Annotated in this window: 16 protein-coding genes, 1 tRNA gene and 1 riboswitch; of the genes, 8 read left to right on the forward strand and 9 right to left on the reverse strand. The window is 69.1% G+C overall.

From position 1 onward, the window contains the following. Window positions 1-69: 69 nt before the first annotated feature. Window positions 70-822, forward strand: a complete 753-nt coding sequence (locus ACF08F_RS14140; RefSeq protein WP_392298764.1) for an MBL fold metallo-hydrolase — start codon at window positions 70-72, stop codon at window positions 820-822. Here ACF08F_RS14140 and ACF08F_RS14145 read toward each other — a convergent pair. The 5 genes from ACF08F_RS14145 to ACF08F_RS14165 all read right to left on the reverse strand — a co-directional run bounded on the left by ACF08F_RS14145 (window position 810) and on the right by ACF08F_RS14165 (window position 7,690). Beyond that, entirely contained in the window at window positions 810-2,126 is a 1,317-nt protein-coding gene (locus ACF08F_RS14145) for a glycosyltransferase (protein ID WP_392298765.1), read from the reverse strand. The two genes, ACF08F_RS14140 and ACF08F_RS14145, sit on opposite strands and share 13 nt — an antisense overlap. Then, window positions 2,123-4,279, reverse strand: a complete 2,157-nt coding sequence (locus tag ACF08F_RS14150) for a peptidase domain-containing ABC transporter (protein WP_392298766.1) — start codon at window positions 4,277-4,279, stop codon at window positions 2,123-2,125. The genes ACF08F_RS14145 and ACF08F_RS14150 overlap by 4 nt, the downstream gene beginning before the upstream one ends. Window positions 4,280-4,391: 112 nt before the next feature. After that, on the reverse strand, window positions 4,392-4,586 hold the full coding sequence (locus ACF08F_RS14155; RefSeq protein WP_150269853.1) for a hypothetical protein: 195 nt from the start codon (window positions 4,584-4,586) through the stop codon (window positions 4,392-4,394). 253 nt (window positions 4,587-4,839) lie between these two features. Beyond that, window positions 4,840-6,105, reverse strand: a complete 1,266-nt coding sequence (locus ACF08F_RS14160) for a PTS transporter subunit EIIC (protein ID WP_150269855.1) — start codon at window positions 6,103-6,105, stop codon at window positions 4,840-4,842. A 286-nt stretch (window positions 6,106-6,391) separates the two neighbouring features. Continuing rightward, entirely contained in the window at window positions 6,392-7,690 is a 1,299-nt protein-coding gene (locus tag ACF08F_RS14165; protein ID WP_392298767.1) for a PTS transporter subunit EIIC, read from the reverse strand. Window positions 7,691-7,887: 197 nt separating this feature from the next. Here ACF08F_RS14165 and ACF08F_RS14170 point away from each other — a divergent pair, with 197 nt between their 5' ends. From ACF08F_RS14170 to rdgB, 4 genes are all read left to right on the forward strand, one after another. Further along, window positions 7,888-8,160, forward strand: coding sequence for a glucose PTS transporter subunit EIIB (locus ACF08F_RS14170; RefSeq protein WP_392299105.1), 273 nt, complete (start codon window positions 7,888-7,890; stop codon window positions 8,158-8,160). 126 nt (window positions 8,161-8,286) lie between these two features. After that, window positions 8,287-9,018 carry a ribonuclease PH gene (gene rph, locus ACF08F_RS14175; RefSeq protein WP_384564170.1) on the forward strand — a complete coding sequence of 244 codons (732 nt, stop codon included), beginning with the start codon at window positions 8,287-8,289 and terminating at the stop codon, window positions 9,016-9,018. A gap of 71 nt (window positions 9,019-9,089) precedes the next feature. Then, window positions 9,090-9,497: a hypothetical protein gene (locus ACF08F_RS14180; RefSeq protein WP_392298768.1), complete on the forward strand. Its 408-nt coding sequence runs from the start codon at window positions 9,090-9,092 to the stop codon at window positions 9,495-9,497. 8 nt (window positions 9,498-9,505) lie between these two features. Next, window positions 9,506-10,114, forward strand: coding sequence for an RdgB/HAM1 family non-canonical purine NTP pyrophosphatase (gene rdgB / locus ACF08F_RS14185; protein WP_392298769.1), 609 nt, complete (start codon window positions 9,506-9,508; stop codon window positions 10,112-10,114). Window positions 10,115-10,167: 53 nt separating this feature from the next. Here the strand turns inward: rdgB and ACF08F_RS14190 are convergent. From ACF08F_RS14190 to bcp, 3 genes are all read right to left on the reverse strand, one after another. Beyond that, a tRNA-Leu gene (locus tag ACF08F_RS14190) sits at window positions 10,168-10,240 on the reverse strand. Window positions 10,241-10,252: 12 nt separating this feature from the next. After that, on the reverse strand, window positions 10,253-10,804 hold the full coding sequence (locus ACF08F_RS14195; RefSeq protein ID WP_392298770.1) for an HNH endonuclease: 552 nt from the start codon (window positions 10,802-10,804) through the stop codon (window positions 10,253-10,255). Between the two features lie 223 nt (window positions 10,805-11,027). Beyond that, on the reverse strand, window positions 11,028-11,501 hold the full coding sequence (gene bcp / locus ACF08F_RS14200) for a thioredoxin-dependent thiol peroxidase (protein WP_189503648.1): 474 nt from the start codon (window positions 11,499-11,501) through the stop codon (window positions 11,028-11,030). A gap of 142 nt (window positions 11,502-11,643) precedes the next feature. Here bcp and ACF08F_RS14205 point away from each other — a divergent pair, with 142 nt between their 5' ends. The 3 genes from ACF08F_RS14205 (at window position 11,644) to ACF08F_RS14215 (ending at window position 12,823) form a co-directional block, all read left to right on the forward strand. Next, a complete protein-coding gene (locus tag ACF08F_RS14205) occupies window positions 11,644-11,964 on the forward strand; it encodes a DUF3618 domain-containing protein (protein WP_392298771.1) in 321 nt (106 codons plus the stop codon). A gap of 46 nt (window positions 11,965-12,010) precedes the next feature. Continuing rightward, on the forward strand, window positions 12,011-12,349 hold the full coding sequence (locus ACF08F_RS14210) for a co-chaperone GroES (protein WP_017237090.1): 339 nt from the start codon (window positions 12,011-12,013) through the stop codon (window positions 12,347-12,349). Between the two features lie 42 nt (window positions 12,350-12,391). Continuing rightward, window positions 12,392-12,469, forward strand: a riboswitch (guanidine-III (ykkC-III) riboswitch). A 33-nt stretch (window positions 12,470-12,502) separates the two neighbouring features. Further along, a complete protein-coding gene (locus ACF08F_RS14215; RefSeq protein ID WP_028811654.1) occupies window positions 12,503-12,823 on the forward strand; it encodes a multidrug efflux SMR transporter in 321 nt (106 codons plus the stop codon). On the opposite strand, the gene ACF08F_RS14220 is transcribed toward ACF08F_RS14215, so the two are convergent. Next, a complete protein-coding gene (locus tag ACF08F_RS14220) occupies window positions 12,817-15,171 on the reverse strand; it encodes a transglycosylase domain-containing protein (protein ID WP_392298772.1) in 2,355 nt (784 codons plus the stop codon). The genes ACF08F_RS14215 and ACF08F_RS14220 overlap by 7 nt on opposite strands. Between the last annotated feature and the right edge of the window lie 160 nt (window positions 15,172-15,331).

The following is a 15,331-nucleotide window of genomic DNA, read 5'->3' on the forward strand; positions in this document are numbered from 1 at the left end:
TCGACAGACCGCACAGCCTCCCCCTCCCTCAGCGCGCTTTCCGCACCCGTCCACGGAGGTTCACGCTCCATGAAGCTCACCGTCGTCGGTTGCTCCGGGTCGTTTCCGTCCGCGGATTCGGCCTGTTCGAGCTACCTCGTCGAGGCCGACGGCTTCCGGTTGCTCCTCGACATGGGCAACGGCGCCCTCGGCGAGCTGCAACGACACATCGGTCTGTACGACCTCGACGCGATCTTCCTCAGCCATCTGCACGCGGACCACTGCATCGACATGTGCGGGTATTTCGTCGCCCGCTACTACCGGCACGAGGGCGGACGCTGCGACGCGCTCCCCGTCTACGCGCCGGAGGGTGCCGAGCAGCGCCTGACCACGGCGTACGCGGACACCCCCTCGCCGACCTCGATGAGCGAGGTCTTCGACTTCCACACGCTGAAGTCGTCCACCTTCGAGCTCGGCCCGTTCACGGTCCGCACGGAGAAGGTGTGCCACCCGGTCGAGGCGTACGGCATCCGCGTCGAGCACGGCGGCCGCTCCCTCACCTACTCCGGGGACACCGGCGTGTGCGAGGCGCTCCACGAGCTCGCCGACGGCACGGACCTCTTCCTCTGCGAGGCCTCCTTCACCCACGGCAAGGAGGACATCCCGGCCCTCCACCTCAACGGCCGGGAGGCGGGCGCCCAGGCGGCCCGGGCCGGCGTAGGGCGCCTGGTCCTCACCCACATCCCCCCGTGGACGGACGGCGAGCAGAACCTGGCGGACGCCCGCGAGGTCTACACGGGCCCGTCGGAGCTGGCGAGACCGGGCGCGGTCTACGAGGTCTGAGGAAGGTCCCGCCAGCTCGGCAACCGGTCCGCCAGGGATTCCAGGGTGGCCGTCGTGAGCGATCCGGCCTGGCAGGACCGGGCTTCGTCCAACAGCGGGGACACCTCGTCGTAGCGGCCGCACGTCAGTGCCAGCAGGGCCTGGAGGTCGTAGCTGCGGCCCACCAGCTGCCGGTGGCCCGGGAGCGGGTCGCGGCTTGCCTCGGAGAGCTGGTCCAGCAGCCGCGAGGAACGGTTGAGCAGCGCACTGAACTCGGCGAACGCCTGGTAGTACGAGGCTTCGAGGAGGCGTCCCCGCGCGTGCAGGAGAGGCGCGAGCTCCGCGATCTCGCTGCCGCCGCCGAACCCCAGGGCCAGCTCGCACCGGAGCACCAGGCTGTCCGTCCAGCGCTCCGCCTCGTAGTCGGACAGCGGAACCCGGTCGTACAGGGCGTGTGCTTCCCGGAGCCTCCGGAACAGCGCGAGGGCTTCGTCGGGACCGGGCTTACGCCCCACGAGGCCGTCGCGCACCGCGTAGAAGTGCCACTTCGGGTTCGACGGTTCCTCTGCCAGACACAGCTCGACGAGCCGTGCGTACTTCTCCCGTTTGCCCCTGCGCTCGATCACCTCAGGCTCGTAGCCGGTGTGGTGGAAGACCACGTCGACCTCGACGGACGGGGGCCGGCCGCCGTGTGCGTCGTACAGCCGCTCGTGGAGGCGCCCTCTGAACCGCAGGGCCGAGTCGGAGCGGACGATCCGCCGGGTGTCCGTATGGCATTCCCGACTCGTGTCGAGAATGCGCGGGGACACCACCAGGTCCACGCCGGGCAGGACGTGGTCCAGAGCCGACAGGACGGCCCGCAGCCGTCCCCTGCTCTCCTCCGACAGGGTCTCGTCCGCGTCCACATGGGCGAGCCAGCCGCCCGGGCGGGCCTGCGCGAACGCCGCGTTGCGCTGTGCGGCGAAGTCATCGGTCCATGCGCGGGTGACGTGTTCCACGTGGGCGACGGCCGACCTCGCGGTGAGCAGCGTCGAGTCCTCGGACTCGGCGTCGACGAGCAGGAGGCGGTCGCAGTCGTCGGTCAGGGCGCGCAGACACGCACCGATCACCCGCTCCTCGTCGTGTGTGAGTACGACGGCGGTGACGGCGCCTGCCGCCTGCTCCGGCCGATAGGAACCGGCGAGCTCGCCGTACGAGCCGGCCGGGACGTCCAGCGCGAGCAGTTCCGGGGCGGACGCCCGGACGAGCCGCAGGTCCCGCCCGAGTGCGGTCGGTGAGCCGGAATCCTCGGCCCAGGCCTGGTCGAGGACATCGGAGAACTTCATGCGGGTTCCTTCGTCAGTGCGGCGCGGTCGGGGGCGCCTTCCAGGCGCACGGTCAGGTCGCACCGCAGGTCGTCGACCTCCCGATGAGCCACCAGGACGCGCGTGGCTCCCGTCGTGGCCAGGGAGTCCCAGATCTGGACGAAGGCGTCCTGGTCGATGCCGCTGAAGCTTTCGTCGAACAGGAAGACGTCGGGGCGGATCAGCACGGCGCGTGCCAGGGCGAGCTTCTGCTGCTGGCCTCGCGACAGGCGGGTGCCGTCCTCCCGCAGGACCTCGTCGTAGCCCTTGTCGAGGGAGTCGACGACGGATGTCGCATGGGCCACGGCGCAGGCCCGATCGATCTCGTCCTGGGAGTGGTGCGCTCCCAGCGTCAGGTTCTCCCGGACGGTCGCGTTGACGATCAACGGGATCTCGGGCAGGTAGAGGACCCTGCGAGGGACGGTGTCGGGATCGAGGCTTTCGAGCGGCACACCACCGAGGAAGACCGTCCCGGCGTCCGCCGTGTGCAGGCCTGCCAGGAGCTTCAGGAGGGTGCTCTTTCCCGAGGCGTTGTCCCCGGCCAGATGCACCGAGCACCCGGCGGGGACGGACACGGAGACGTCCTCGACGACGCGGCGCGCAGAGCCCGGGTACGAGAACGTGAGGCCTCGCGCCGAGAGGGCGGAGGGCGCTTCGTGCGGGAGGTCCGGCTGCACGGGCGCGCCGTCCGGACGTGCGTGGGCGCCCGCGGGAGACGGGACGGCGACGGGCTCACGCTGGGTCATGATGTCCCGATAGCGGCCGATCGCGGCGGAGCTCCGCTGGATCGTGGTCTGCAGGGTGGAGATGTTCACCAGCGACGTGAGGAAGTAGCCGGACAGCGAGATGAAGCTGAGGACCTGTCCCAGCGAGATCCGGCCGCTCCGGGCCTCGAGGAGTCCGATCCAGGTCACGGTGACGGCGAAGCAGCCGTGGGTCACCAGCCGGATCGTGGCGGAGAGGTTGTCGAGGCGCCCCAGTCTCGTCTCGGATTCGATACGCCGTGACAAGGTGTCGGAGATCCGCCGGGCCGCGAAAGCGCGCTTTCCGTGGGAGATCACGACCTCGTGGTGATTGAGGACGTTGATCAGTTCGGATTTGAGCGTGGCATCGCGCTGCAATGCCTCCTCGGATGTCTCCCGAATGCCGCGGTAGAGACTCCAGGAGGCCACGACCGTGATGAATGCGGAACTCATGAGGATGCCGAAGAGGGGCAGGCTCGACCAAGCGAGGTAGCCGCCGACGATGAGCACGACGGCCATGTCCACCGATACGCCGATCGTGGTGGAGGTCAGGAGTGTCTGGATTCCCTGGACGTCATCGAGCCGACTTGCCAGGTCTCCGGTTCTGCGGCCCGAGTAGAAGCGGACCGGGAGGCGGAGGAGTTTCTCCACGTAGCGCTCGGACAGGTTCCTCTGTACGCGTTGCCCGAACCTGACGATGATGAGCCCGCGTATGTATTGGAGAGCTCCGGCGGCCAGCACCATTCCCACGAAAGCCAGGGAGGTGAACGTGAGGGCGCTGATGCTGTCCGACTGCAGGAATCTGTCGACGGAAACCTGGAGATATATGCTGCTGGAGATCGAGAGCGCGGCCACGAGGAGCGTCAGGGCGATGACGCCGGTGATCGTCCGCCGGTTCTCCCGCATCTCGTTCACGAAGACGCTCTGCTTCCAGGAATGCCGGAAGCGCCCCCACCGGCCGACGTCGGTCGAGGGGGTCTCGGAGACGAGGGTCTCACCGGAGAAGGTCTGCGACAGCTCGTCGGCGGTCACGGTCCTGGGCCGGTAGAACCACGGGTCGCTGATGACGAAGTCGCCGTTGGCCAGGGCCTCTTGGACGACGACGAAGTGGGAGAGGCCCTCGTCCGTCGTCAGGGCCACGGCGGGCCCCGCCAGCGTGACGGCCTGGTGCAGCTCGCTCACGGTCAGCCGGAAGGCCTGGGAGGCGACACCGTAGTCGTCGAGCACCTGCTGGAGCCGGAAGAGGCTCGCACCGCCTTCGCCGAGACCCACGGATTCCCGAAGGATCGCGGAATCCACGTGTATTCCGTGTCTCCGCAGGACCGTGCGCACACAGGCCGGGCCGCAGTCCGTATCACCTTCCTGATGCGTGTGATAGGCCTGCCATTTCATTGTGCGCCCCCTGGGATGCGGATCGGCGGCGCCTCGGCCTCCGGGATTCCTTCCCGGAGAGGAGGCGCCGCCGTTCGTGGTGCTGCCAGGTGATTACCGGCAGCGTTGTCTGCTACCGGCACTCACGGTTGTAGATGGCCATGTAGTCCGTGTAGCTGCCGCCACAGCCGTAACCCAGCATGTTGGCCTGGGCGTTGGCCCAGATCGCGGCGCACTGCGCCTTGGAGAGGCGGCCGCCGGAAACGGCGTCGGTCTCGCTGTCGGACATGGTCGTGAAGTTCATCTCGCGCAGCGTGGAGAGGCTCATGTGCTTCTCTTTTCCTGGTCGTGACGGGCCGGTCATGCCCGTCGGGATGGTGCGCCGAGCGGTTTCCCCCGGCTTCGATTGGTCTAATCCTATGAAGCGGGGAAGGAATGTGCGTGATCTTGTCGGTGAGTTTGTCAGGTCGCCCCGGCGGCAATTCCCGGGCCGTGACTCGGGCATGCACCCCGAAAAAGAAAGTCGGCCTCCAGGACCACGATCAGGTCCTGAAGGCCGACGTTTCGTCAGGCGGGAGGGCTCACGCCTTGGTGAGGTCCTCGATCTCCTCCTCGGGCTCGCGGCCCGGGGTCATGATGTTGAACTTGGTGATCGCGAAGCGGAAGACCACGTAGTAGATCGCCGCGAACGCGAGGCCGATCGGGATGATCAGCCACGGCTTGGAGGCGTACGTCCAGTTCAGGAAGTAGTCCAGCGCGCCGGCGGAGAAGGTGAAGCCGTGGTGCACGCCGAGGGCCGAGGTGATGACCATCGAGGCGGCGGTGAGCACCGCGTGGATCACGTACAGCAGCGGCGCCAGGAACATGAACGCGAACTCGATGGGCTCGGTGATGCCCGTGACGAACGAGGTCAGGGCGAGCGAGAACATCATGCCGCCGACGACCTTGCGGCGCTCGGGGCGGGCGCAGTGGGTGATCGCCAGGGCGACGGCCGGGAGCGCGAACATCATGATCGGGAAGAAGCCGGACATGAACTGGCCGGCGGTCGGGTCGCCGTGGAAGAAGCGCGGCAGGTCGCCGTGCCAGACGGCACCGGTGGAGTCGGTGAAGGAACCGATCTCCTGCCAGGCGACGGTGTTCACGAACTGGTGCATGCCGACCGGGAGCAGACCACGGTTGATGGCGCCGAAGATGCCGGAGCCGAGCGCGCCGAGACCGGTCATCCAGTTGCCGAAGTCGGTGATCACGCCACCGATGGGCTCCCAGAGGAGGCCGAAGACGACACCCATGATGGTGCCGACGAAGGCCATGATGATCGGGACGAGACGGCGGCCGTTGAAGAAGCCGAGCCAGTCGACGAGCTTGGTGCGGTGGTACCGCTGCCATATGACCGCGGCGAGCAGGCCCATGATGATGCCGCCGAAGACCTTGGGGTCGTTGTACGTCGCGGCGACGTCGACACCCTTGTTCGCGGTCGTGTTGACGACGGCCTCGGAGGTCGGGAACGCGGTGAGCACGTTCTTGTAGACCAGGAAGCCGACCAGCGCGGCGAGCGCGGTCGAGCCGTCGGCCTTCTTCGCGAAGCCGATCGCGATGCCGACGCAGAACAGCAGCGGCATGTTGGCGAAGACCGCGTCGCCCGCCGTGGCGAAGACGGCGGCGACCTTGTCCCAGCCGAGACCTTCCGCGCCGAAGACGTCGGGCTGGCCGAGACGGAGCAAGATACCCGCGGCCGGCAGAACGGCGATCGGCAGCTGCAGGCTGCGACCGACCTTCTGCAGGCCCTGGAACAGGCCGGATCCGCGCTTCTTCGCGGGAGCGGCGGCCTGGGCGGTGGCCGTACTCATCAACTTCCTCCAGTAAGGCAAGGCGCCGCCAGGGCTGTGAACACGGGGGGAGGCGACGTCTCGTGGAACGCGGTGGTCTGGACCGCGTGGTCTACACCAGTGAATGGTGTAGACCAGTTTTAGCACGTGAGACTTAGATAAGGAACCTGCAAATTCTGTGCGCTCAGCCATAGCCCGGAAACCACGACAAAAGGCCCCCGGACCGTCAGGTCCAGGGGCCTTCCGCAGGCCTTACGAGGGGGGCGAAAGCCCCGGATCGGTCACCCTCCGAAGGGTGCTCGCGCGGTCACTTCACGTTCTCCCGCTCCATCTCGTCCCCCACCTCGTCCGGCTCGCGGCCGGGCGTCGGGAGGTCGAACCTGGTGATCGCGAACCGGAAGATCGCGTAGTACACGGCCGCGAAGACGAGACCGATCGGAATGATCAGCCACGGCTTCGTCGCGAGGTTCCAGTTGATCACGTAGTCGATCAGACCGGCCGAGAAGCTGAAGCCGTCCTTCACACCGAACGCCCACGTCACGGCCATCGACACACCCGTGAGCACGGCGTGGATCGCGTACAGCACCGGGGCGATGAAGAGGAACGAGTACTCGATCGGCTCGGTGATACCGGTGACGAACGAGGTCAGCGCGACCGACAGCATCATGCCGCCGACCTCCTTGCGCCGGTGCGGCTTGGCGCAGTGGGTGATCGCCAGCGCGGCGGCCGGGAGCGCGAACATCATGATCGGGAAGAAGCCCGTCAGGAACTGGCCGGCGTTCGGGTCGCCCGCCAGGAACATCGGGATGTCGCCGTGGACCACCGTCCCGTCCGGCTTCTCGTACGTCCCGAACTGGAACCAGATGGGCACGTTCAGGAACTGGTGCAGGCCGATGACGAGCAGCGCCCGGTTCGCCAGGCCGAAGATGCCCGAACCCCACGAGCCGAGCCCGACCAGCCAGTCGCTGAAGCTCTCCAGGGCGTCACCGATCGGCGGCCAGATCCACAGGCAGAGCGCCGCGAACGCGATCGCCACGAACGTCATGATGATCGGGACGAGCCGGCGGCCGTTGAAGAAGCCCAGCCAGTCCACCAGCTTCGTCCGGTGGTACCGCTGCCAGAGGTACGCGGTGAGCAGGCCCATGACGATGCCGCCGAAGACACCGGGGTTCTGGTACGTGTAGCCGGCGAAGGAGTCGTCCGCGCCGAGGCAGCCGCCGCCGATGTCCTGCGTACCCGTGGGGCAGTCCTTCGGGAACTGGCGCAGCACCGTGTAGTAGACGAGGAAGCCGACGACGGCCGCGAGCGCGGTCGAGCCGTCCGCCTTCTTCGCCATGCCGATCGAGACGCCGATGCAGAACAGCAGCGGCAGGCCGAGACTGCCGTCGAGAAGAGCACCGCCCGCGCCCGCCATCACCTTGGCGACGTTGTCCCAGCCGAGGCCCTCGGCGCCGAACACGTCCGGCTGGCCGAGCCGGTTGATGATGCCCGCCGCCGGCAGCACGGCGATGGGGAGCTGGAGGCTGCGCCCCATCTTCTGCAGGCCCTGGAAGAGTCCGCCCCACACGGACTTCTTCGGCGCTGCCGCGGCGCTGTCGGTACTCATCGGCGACCTCCCTGCCCGGAACAAGCCGGGTCCGCATCTCGTTGCACACTGGTGTAGACCACTTGCGGTAGGCTCCCGGGAGCCCGCTGAGGACAGGCCGCCGGTGATCGTCATCATTCGGCAGAACGGCGGCACACGCTCGCGAAGTTGGGCCAACCGTGGGTTACCGTGACAAAGCGGACCATCGGTGCGCCGAGATTCGCGCTCGCGCGAACAGAACGGACAGGGAGAAACACATGGCCACCAAGGCTGAGAAGATCGTCGCCGGGCTCGGCGGCATCGACAACATCGAAGAGGTCGAAGGCTGCATCACCCGCCTGCGCACCGAGGTCGTGGACCCGTCCAAGGTCGACGAGGCCGCCCTCAAGGCCGCCGGCGCCCACGGCGTCGTCAAGATGGGCACCGCGATCCAGGTCGTCATCGGCACCGACGCCGACCCGATCGCCGCCGACATCGAAGACATGATGTAAGCAGCCGCATCAGCTGAAGGGCCCGTTCCGGCAGGGGAACGGGCCCTTCGTCACACCCGGAACGACCCCTCACCAGGAACCGGTCGCCAGGCCCCCGCCCACCACCGCTACGGCTAGGCTCGTCCCATGTCTCGCATCGACGGCCGTACCCCCGAACAGCTCCGCCCCGTCACCATCGAACGCGGTTGGAGCAAGCACGCCGAGGGCTCCGTCCTCATCTCCTTCGGCGACACCAAGGTCTTCTGCACCGCCTCCGTCACCGAAGGCGTCCCGCGCTGGCGCAAGGGCAGCGGCGAAGGCTGGGTCACCGGCGAGTACTCCATGCTGCCCCGGGCCACCAACACCCGCGGCGACCGCGAGTCCGTCCGCGGCAAGATCGGCGGCCGTACGCACGAGATCTCCCGCCTCATCGGCCGCTCGCTGCGCGCCGTCATCGACTACAAGGCCCTCGGCGAGAACACCGTCGTCCTCGACTGCGACGTCCTCCAGGCCGACGGCGGCACCCGCACCGCCGCCATCACCGGCGCCTACGTCGCCCTCGCGGACGCCGTCGCCTGGGCCCAGGGCAAGAAGCTCGTCAAGGCCGGCCGCAAGCCCCTCGTCGGCACCGTCGCCGCCGTCTCCGTCGGCATCGTCGACGGCGTCCCCCTCCTCGACCTCTGCTACGAGGAGGACGTCCGCGCCGACACCGACATGAACGTCGTCTGCACCGGCGACGGCCGCTTCGTCGAGGTCCAGGGCACCGCCGAGGCCGAGCCCTTCGACCGCAAGGAGCTCAACGCCCTCCTCGACCTGGCCTCCGGCGGCTGCGCCGAGCTCGCGGAGATCCAGCGCAAGGCCCTCGAAGGAACCCTCTGACACCTGGCTGCGTCATGACGGGCGGACGGACGGATAAGCTCCGTGCGCCCGCCCGTCCGTCGTTCGTCCGCATGTACGTATCTGGGGGAGGACCCGCCTTGAAGCGCCGTCTCGCACTCGCCGTGGCCACGGCCGCCGCACTCACCACCGTCCTGAGCGGCTGCGGAGCCCTCGACACCGCCATGGACTGCGTCAAGACCGCCGACGCGATAGCCACGTCCGTGAGCAAGCTCGAACAGGCCGTCTCCAACGCCTCCAACGACCCGACGCAGATCGAGGAGTCCCTCAACTCGATCTCCACCGAGCTCGGCAACCTCAAGGACACCACGGACAACGCCGACCTCGCCAAGGCGGTCGACGACCTCACCAAGGGCGTCGAGTCCGTCCGTACGGCGGTCAAGAACGGCGACACCACCCCGGACATCCAGCCGATCACCGACGGGGCGAGCGAGGTCGCCAAGGTCTGCACCCCGGGATAATCGGGGGCATGACCCGACAGCGCCTGATCCTCGCCACCCGCAACGCGGGCAAGATCACCGAACTCCATGCGATCCTCGCCGACGCAGGTCTCGACCTGGAACTCGTCGGCGCGGACGCGTACCCGGAGATCCCCGACGTCAAGGAAACCGGCGTCACCTTCGCCGAGAACGCCCTCCTCAAGGCGCACGCCCTCGCCCAGGCCACCGGCCTCCCGGCCGTCGCCGACGACTCCGGCCTCTGCGTCGACGTCCTGAACGGCGCCCCCGGCATCTTCTCGGCCCGCTGGGCCGGCGCCCACGGCGACGACCGGGCCAATCTGGACCTGCTCCTGGCCCAGCTCGGCGACATCGCCGACGAGCACCGCGCCGCCCACTTCGCCTGCGCGGCGGCCCTGGCCCTCCCGGACGGCACGGAACGCGTCGTCGAAGGCCGCATGAGCGGCACCCTCCGCCACGCCCCCACGGGCACGAACGGCTTCGGCTACGACCCGATCCTCCAGCCGGAGGGCCACGAGGTCACCTGCGCGGAGCTGACCCCGGCGGAGAAGAACGCCATCAGCCACCGCGGCAAGGCGTTCCGCGCACTGGTGCCGGTGGTGCAGGAGCTGCTGGGCTGAGGGGCTGCATGCGAACGGCCCAGCGGCGCTCTGTCCGCTGGGCCGTCGTACGGTACGCCCGGTCGGATTCGAACCGACAGACACGACCACCTAAAGATCGCCGCTCAGCCCTTGGCGTACGGGCGCGTACACGATCCCTTACTTTACCTGCCGTCCTCCCCGACACCAGGTGTCAGTCGTCGCATGGCAGTTGGGGCAGAGGAACCGCAGGTTCTCGATGCGGTTGTTTCGCCAGTTGCCGTCGATGTGGTCGACCTCCAGCGGGAGTGGTCGGCCGCGCCACTGGGCGTCCGTACCGCATGCTGCGCACTGGATCCGTACTCCCGATTCCTTCATCGCCCATGTGAGGCGGTCGCTCGGGATACGCCGGGTCTGTGGGCCGGTCTGCTCGACGAGCAGGGTCTCGGGTGTCCGGGGGCGCCGGGACCTTCCCCGCTGGGACGGTGCGCGGAAGTGCGAGGTGTCGATGTCGTACGCCTTGATCCGGCGGCTGATGTGCGTGTGCTGACCTCCTACGACGTCCACCCCGAGCCACCGCAGTACGTCGCACATGTTCGTCGAGGCGGCTACGGCCTGCGTCAGGACCTCACGCGTCCAACGTGTCCCCTCCCGCTCGAAGTGCGAGATGTCCACGCCCAGCTTCTGCATCCGCTCCCGCACGTACCTTCGCGTCGAGCTCTTCGGGTCCACCCCCAGCCGCTCCAGCGCCTCCGTCAGCGTCCGCGCTCCTCGCGCCGCCGCTTTGAGCCGCTCCTCCGTAAACGCGCTCGTCCTCGTCGGACCCCCTCCGATCCGGCCACCCGTTCGTGGCCTCGTACGGAGTAACGAGCCGAATATCGGACGGTCACCACCGGAAAACGGAACGGCCCGCACCGTCCTCTCGGGGGTGCGGGCCGTTCCGGGGGAGGAGGCGTCAGGCCTCGACGCCCAGGTCTCGGATGATCTTGGCCACGTGGCCCGTCGCCTTCACGTTGTAGAAGGCGTGCTCGACCTTGCCGTTCTCGTCGACCACGACCGTGGAGCGGATCACGCCCGTCACGACCTTGCCGTAGAGCTTCTTCTCGCCGAAGGCGCCGTACGCCTCCAGGGTCGACTTCTCCGGGTCGCCGACCAGCGTGACCTTGAGGTTCTCCTTCTCGCGGAACTTCGCCAGCTTCTCCGGCTTGTCGGGCGAGACGCCGATGACGTCGTAGCCCGCGCCCGCCAGCAGGTCCAGGTTGTCGGTGAAGTCGCAGGCCTGCTTCGTGCAGCCGGGGGTGAGGGCCGCCGGGTAGAAGTAGACGATGACCTTGCGGCCCTTGTGGTCCGCGAGGGAGACCTCGTTGCCGTCCGCGTCGGGCAGGGTGAAGGCGGGGGCGGTGTCGCCGGGCTGCAGTCGCTCGCTCATGGCTCGCTCTTCCTCGGGAGTGTTCGCGTACGCGTCCAGAGCCTAATGGCGGACGCCCAATGGGGGGCGGACGCGGCTCACGGGGGGTGGAGCTGACACACTGTCCGTCAACGACCGGATACACGACTACGGAGGCAGCGCGGTGTCGGACGCCAGGACCCCTGCGCAGATCGAGGCGGACATCGTCCGCCGGCGCGAGCAGCTCGCCGTCACTCTCGACGAGATCGGCATTCGGGTGCACCCCAAGACGATCATCGGGGACGCCAAGGCCAAGGTCGCCTCGACGGTCGACGAGACCGTCGGCCGGGCCTTCGTCGCGGTCAACCGGGTCGTCTCCGACGTGAAGGCCCGCTTCACCCACGAGGACGGCGCGCCCCGCCTGGAGCGGGTCGTGCCGGTGGCGGTCGTCGCCGTCGCGGTACTCGGGCTGATCGTTTCCTCGTCCCGTAAGCACAAGGGATGACCCCTCCCTGCCACGGGCGACACGCCCGGGCAGGTAGGTTCGGACCGTGAGCGAGAACACGCACGACAAGCTGCCCATCCGGATGCTCCACGACCGGGTCCTGGTCCGCACCGACTCCCCCGAGGGCGAGCGGCGCTCCGGCGGCGGCATCCTGATCCCGGCGACCGCCGCCGTCGGCCGTCGCCTGTCCTGGGCCGAGGTGGTCGCGGTCGGCCAGAACGTCCGTACCGTCGAGATCGGCGACCGGGTGCTGTACGACCCCGAGGACCGCGCCGAGGTCGAGGTGCGGGGTGTCGCGTACGTACTGATGCGGGAGCGGGACCTGCACGCGGTGGCCGCCGACCGCTTCCAGGGCGCGACCGACTCGACCGGGCTGTATCTGTAGCCGAAGGCTTCCCCAGGGCCCTGGTGACCGTCGTCACCAGGGCCTTTGCCCGTTCTTTGCTAGCCTGGGTGACACCCGACGAGACGCGCCGTACCGGGACACACGACAAGACGACGCACCCCTGTTGTTCCGTCTTGCGGAGGTGTCGTCGTCATGGCCTGGGTTCTTCTCGTCGTCGCGGGTCTGCTCGAAGTCGGCTGGTCGATCGGTATGAAGTACACCGACGGCTTCACGCGGCTCTGGCCCAGCGTGTTCACCGGCGCCGGGATCGTCGCCTCCATGCTGCTGCTCTCGCACGCCGCCAAGACGCTGCCGATCGGCACCGCGTACGGCGTGTGGGTCGGCATCGGCGCGGCCGGTGCGGCGGTGCTCGGCATGGTCGTGCTCGGTGAGCCGGCGACCGCCGCCCGGATCTTCTTCGTCTGTCTGCTGCTGGTCGCCGTGGTGGGTCTGAAGGCGACCTCCGGTCACTGACCCCGTACGGGTGGGGGCAGGGGGCTGCGGGACAGCTCGGCCCCCGGCCCTGCCTCGCCCGTGAGGTACGGATCCCCGAGCCGGTCGTCCCGGCGCTCCTGACCGTCTCGGGGCTCCCGACCGTCCTGACCGTCCCGGGGCTCCCGACCGTCCTGACCCTCCTGGCGGTCCCGACGGTCCTGGTCCTCCTGGCCGGCCTGACCGACCTGGTTCTCCCGGCCGTCCTGGTTCTCCCGGCCGTCCTGGCCCTCCTGGCCCTCCTGGCCCTCCTGGCTCTCCGGGCCGTCCGGCATCGGCGGCACCGCCGGCATCTCCTCCACCCCCGGCATCAGCCGGAGGTCGAAGTCGCGCGGGGGTGTCCCCGCCAGCGCGTCCCGGGTGAACTGGGCCCAGATCTCGGCCGGCTCCCCGCCGCCGTTGATCCGGGGTTGCCCGAGCGCCCCGTACAGCGGCTCCTGCCGCCCCGACTCGGGGTCCTGGCCCATCAGCGCGACGACCGTCGCGAGCTCCGGCGTGAAGCCCGCGAACCAGGCGGCCTTGTCGTCCTCCGCCGTGCCCGTCTTGCCCGCCGCCGGCCGTCCCGCGGCCTGTGCCGCCGTGCCCGTACCCGCTTCGACGACGCTCCGCAGGATCGAGGTGGTCGTGTCGGCGGCCTCCCGGCTGACCGCCTGCCGGGCCGGCCGGGACGGCAGGTCGACCGACCGGCCGCCCTTCGTGACGGCCTCGACGAGCGTGTGGGTGCCGTGCCGGCCGTGTGCGGCGAGCGTGGCGTAGGCCGAGGCCATGTCGAGGACGCTGGCCGTGGCCGGGCCGAGGGCGATCGAGGGGGAGGCGGTGAGGTCGGGGGTGGAGCCGGGCACGCCGAGGGCGACGGCGGTCCGCCGGACGTGCGCGGGGCCCACGTCCACGGCCATCTGGGCGTACACGGCGTTCACCGACAGGTCGGTGGCCTCCCCGACGGGGATCTCCCCGTAGCTGGCGTCGTCCTCGTTGGCCGGCTCGTACGGGACGCCGTTCCAGCCCTCCACCGGGCGCCGGTTGGTCCCGTCGTACAGGGTGTAGGGGGTGATCGGCAGGCCGTGCTGCGTCTGCGCCCCGCTCTGCACGGCGGCCGTGAAGACGAAGGGCTTGAAGGTGGAGCCGACCTGGTAGTCGCGGCGCGTGGCGTTGTTGACGTACTGCTGGGTGTAGTCGATGCCGCCGTACATCGCGAGGACCTTGCCGGTCGCCGGGTCCACGGCGGCCGCCCCGACCCGTACGTAGCGGTCGGCGGGGTCGCGGTCCGGGTCGAGCCGGGAGATGACCTGGTCCTCGACGGCCTGGGCGAGCGTCTCCTGCTTGGTGCGGTCCAGGGTGGTGGTGATCCGGAACCCGCCGCCCGCGAGGGTCTTCTCGTCGAGGACGCCGTGGCCGGTCAGGTACTCCTCGACGGCCTGGACGAGATAGCCGCGCTGCCCGGAGAGGCCGGTGGCCGGGCGGGCGGTCTGGGGGATCGGGAAGCGGGCGGCGGCGCGTTCGGCGCGGGCGAGCCAGCCCTCTCCGACCATGCCGTCGAGGACGTAGTTCCAGCGGGCGACGGCCTTGCCCCGGTTCTCGGGGTGGGTGGTGACGTCGTAGGCGCTGGGGGCCTTGAGGAGGGAGGCGAGGTACGCGCCCTCGGCGGTGTCGAGCCGCTCGACGTCCTTGCCGTAGTAGGCGCGGGCGGCGGCCTGGATCCCGTACGCGTTCCGGCCGAAGTAGCTGGTGTTCAGGTAGCCCTGGAGGATCTCCTCCTCGGTCTTCTCACGGCCCAGCTTGATCGCGATGAAGAACTCCTTGGCCTTGCGGCTGAGGGTCTGCTCCTGGCCGAGGTAGTAGTTCTTGACGTACTGCTGGGTGATCGTGGAGCCGGACTGGCGGCCCTTGCCGGTGACGGTGTTCCAGGCGGCGCGGACCATCGCCTTGGGGTCGACGGCGCGCGAGGTGTGGAAGTCGCGGTCCTCCGCGGCGAGGACGGCCCGGCGGACGCCCAGGGGGACCTGGTCGAGCCGGACGTTCTCCCGGTTGACCTCGCCGTCCCGGGCGATGGGGCTGCCGTCGCGGTAGAGGTAGACGTTGGACTGGGCGAGGGCGGCGGCGTTGGCCGGCGGGATCTCCACGAGGAGGTATCCCGCGACGAAGGCCCCGCCGAGGAGCAGCGCGCCGAGGAGCCCGAGGCCGAACAGCGTCCGCAGGACGCGGCGGAGGCGCCGGGCGCGCGGGGGACGCTTCCGCGCGGGTGGTGGCGGAGCGGAGAGGGTGGGGTCCCTCGGCTCCCAGCCCGGGAGGGATGGCCGAGGGGTGTCGCTCGTACCGGAGGAAGGGGGCATGGCACCTCATATTGCCTGGAAAGCGACGAAACTCCGGAATACGACCCGAAACCGACACGAATCGACAGGGCTGGATCACATGCGGTGACGAAAAAATCGCTCGCCGTGTGCGGCGGGCGTCGCTAAGGTCGTGCGCTTCGGCATTTTTCGGCGCTTACCG

This window comes from Streptomyces sp. NPDC015130 (assembly GCF_043080005.1).
Classification (GTDB): domain Bacteria; phylum Actinomycetota; class Actinomycetes; order Streptomycetales; family Streptomycetaceae; genus Streptomyces.

Coding starts and splice junctions, on each gene's coding strand:
- ACF08F_RS14215 (WP_028811654.1), top strand. CDS start 12,503: ATGGCCTGGGTTCTTCTCGTCGTCGCGGGTCTGCTCGAAGTCGGCTGG.
- bcp (WP_189503648.1), bottom strand. CDS start 11,501: ATGAGCGAGCGACTGCAGCCCGGCGACACCGCCCCCGCCTTCACCCTG.
- ACF08F_RS14165 (WP_392298767.1), bottom strand. CDS start 7,690: ATGAGTACCGACAGCGCCGCGGCAGCGCCGAAGAAGTCCGTGTGGGGC.
- ACF08F_RS14160 (WP_150269855.1), bottom strand. CDS start 6,105: ATGAGTACGGCCACCGCCCAGGCCGCCGCTCCCGCGAAGAAGCGCGGA.
- ACF08F_RS14140 (WP_392298764.1), top strand. CDS start 70: ATGAAGCTCACCGTCGTCGGTTGCTCCGGGTCGTTTCCGTCCGCGGAT.
- rph (WP_384564170.1), top strand. CDS start 8,287: ATGTCTCGCATCGACGGCCGTACCCCCGAACAGCTCCGCCCCGTCACC.
- rdgB (WP_392298769.1), top strand. CDS start 9,506: ATGACCCGACAGCGCCTGATCCTCGCCACCCGCAACGCGGGCAAGATC.
- ACF08F_RS14145 (WP_392298765.1), bottom strand. CDS start 2,126: ATGAAGTTCTCCGATGTCCTCGACCAGGCCTGGGCCGAGGATTCCGGC.
- ACF08F_RS14155 (WP_150269853.1), bottom strand. CDS start 4,586: ATGAGCCTCTCCACGCTGCGCGAGATGAACTTCACGACCATGTCCGAC.
- ACF08F_RS14220 (WP_392298772.1), bottom strand. CDS start 15,171: ATGCCCCCTTCCTCCGGTACGAGCGACACCCCTCGGCCATCCCTCCCG.
- ACF08F_RS14180 (WP_392298768.1), top strand. CDS start 9,090: ATGTACGTATCTGGGGGAGGACCCGCCTTGAAGCGCCGTCTCGCACTC.
- ACF08F_RS14150 (WP_392298766.1), bottom strand. CDS start 4,279: ATGAAATGGCAGGCCTATCACACGCATCAGGAAGGTGATACGGACTGC.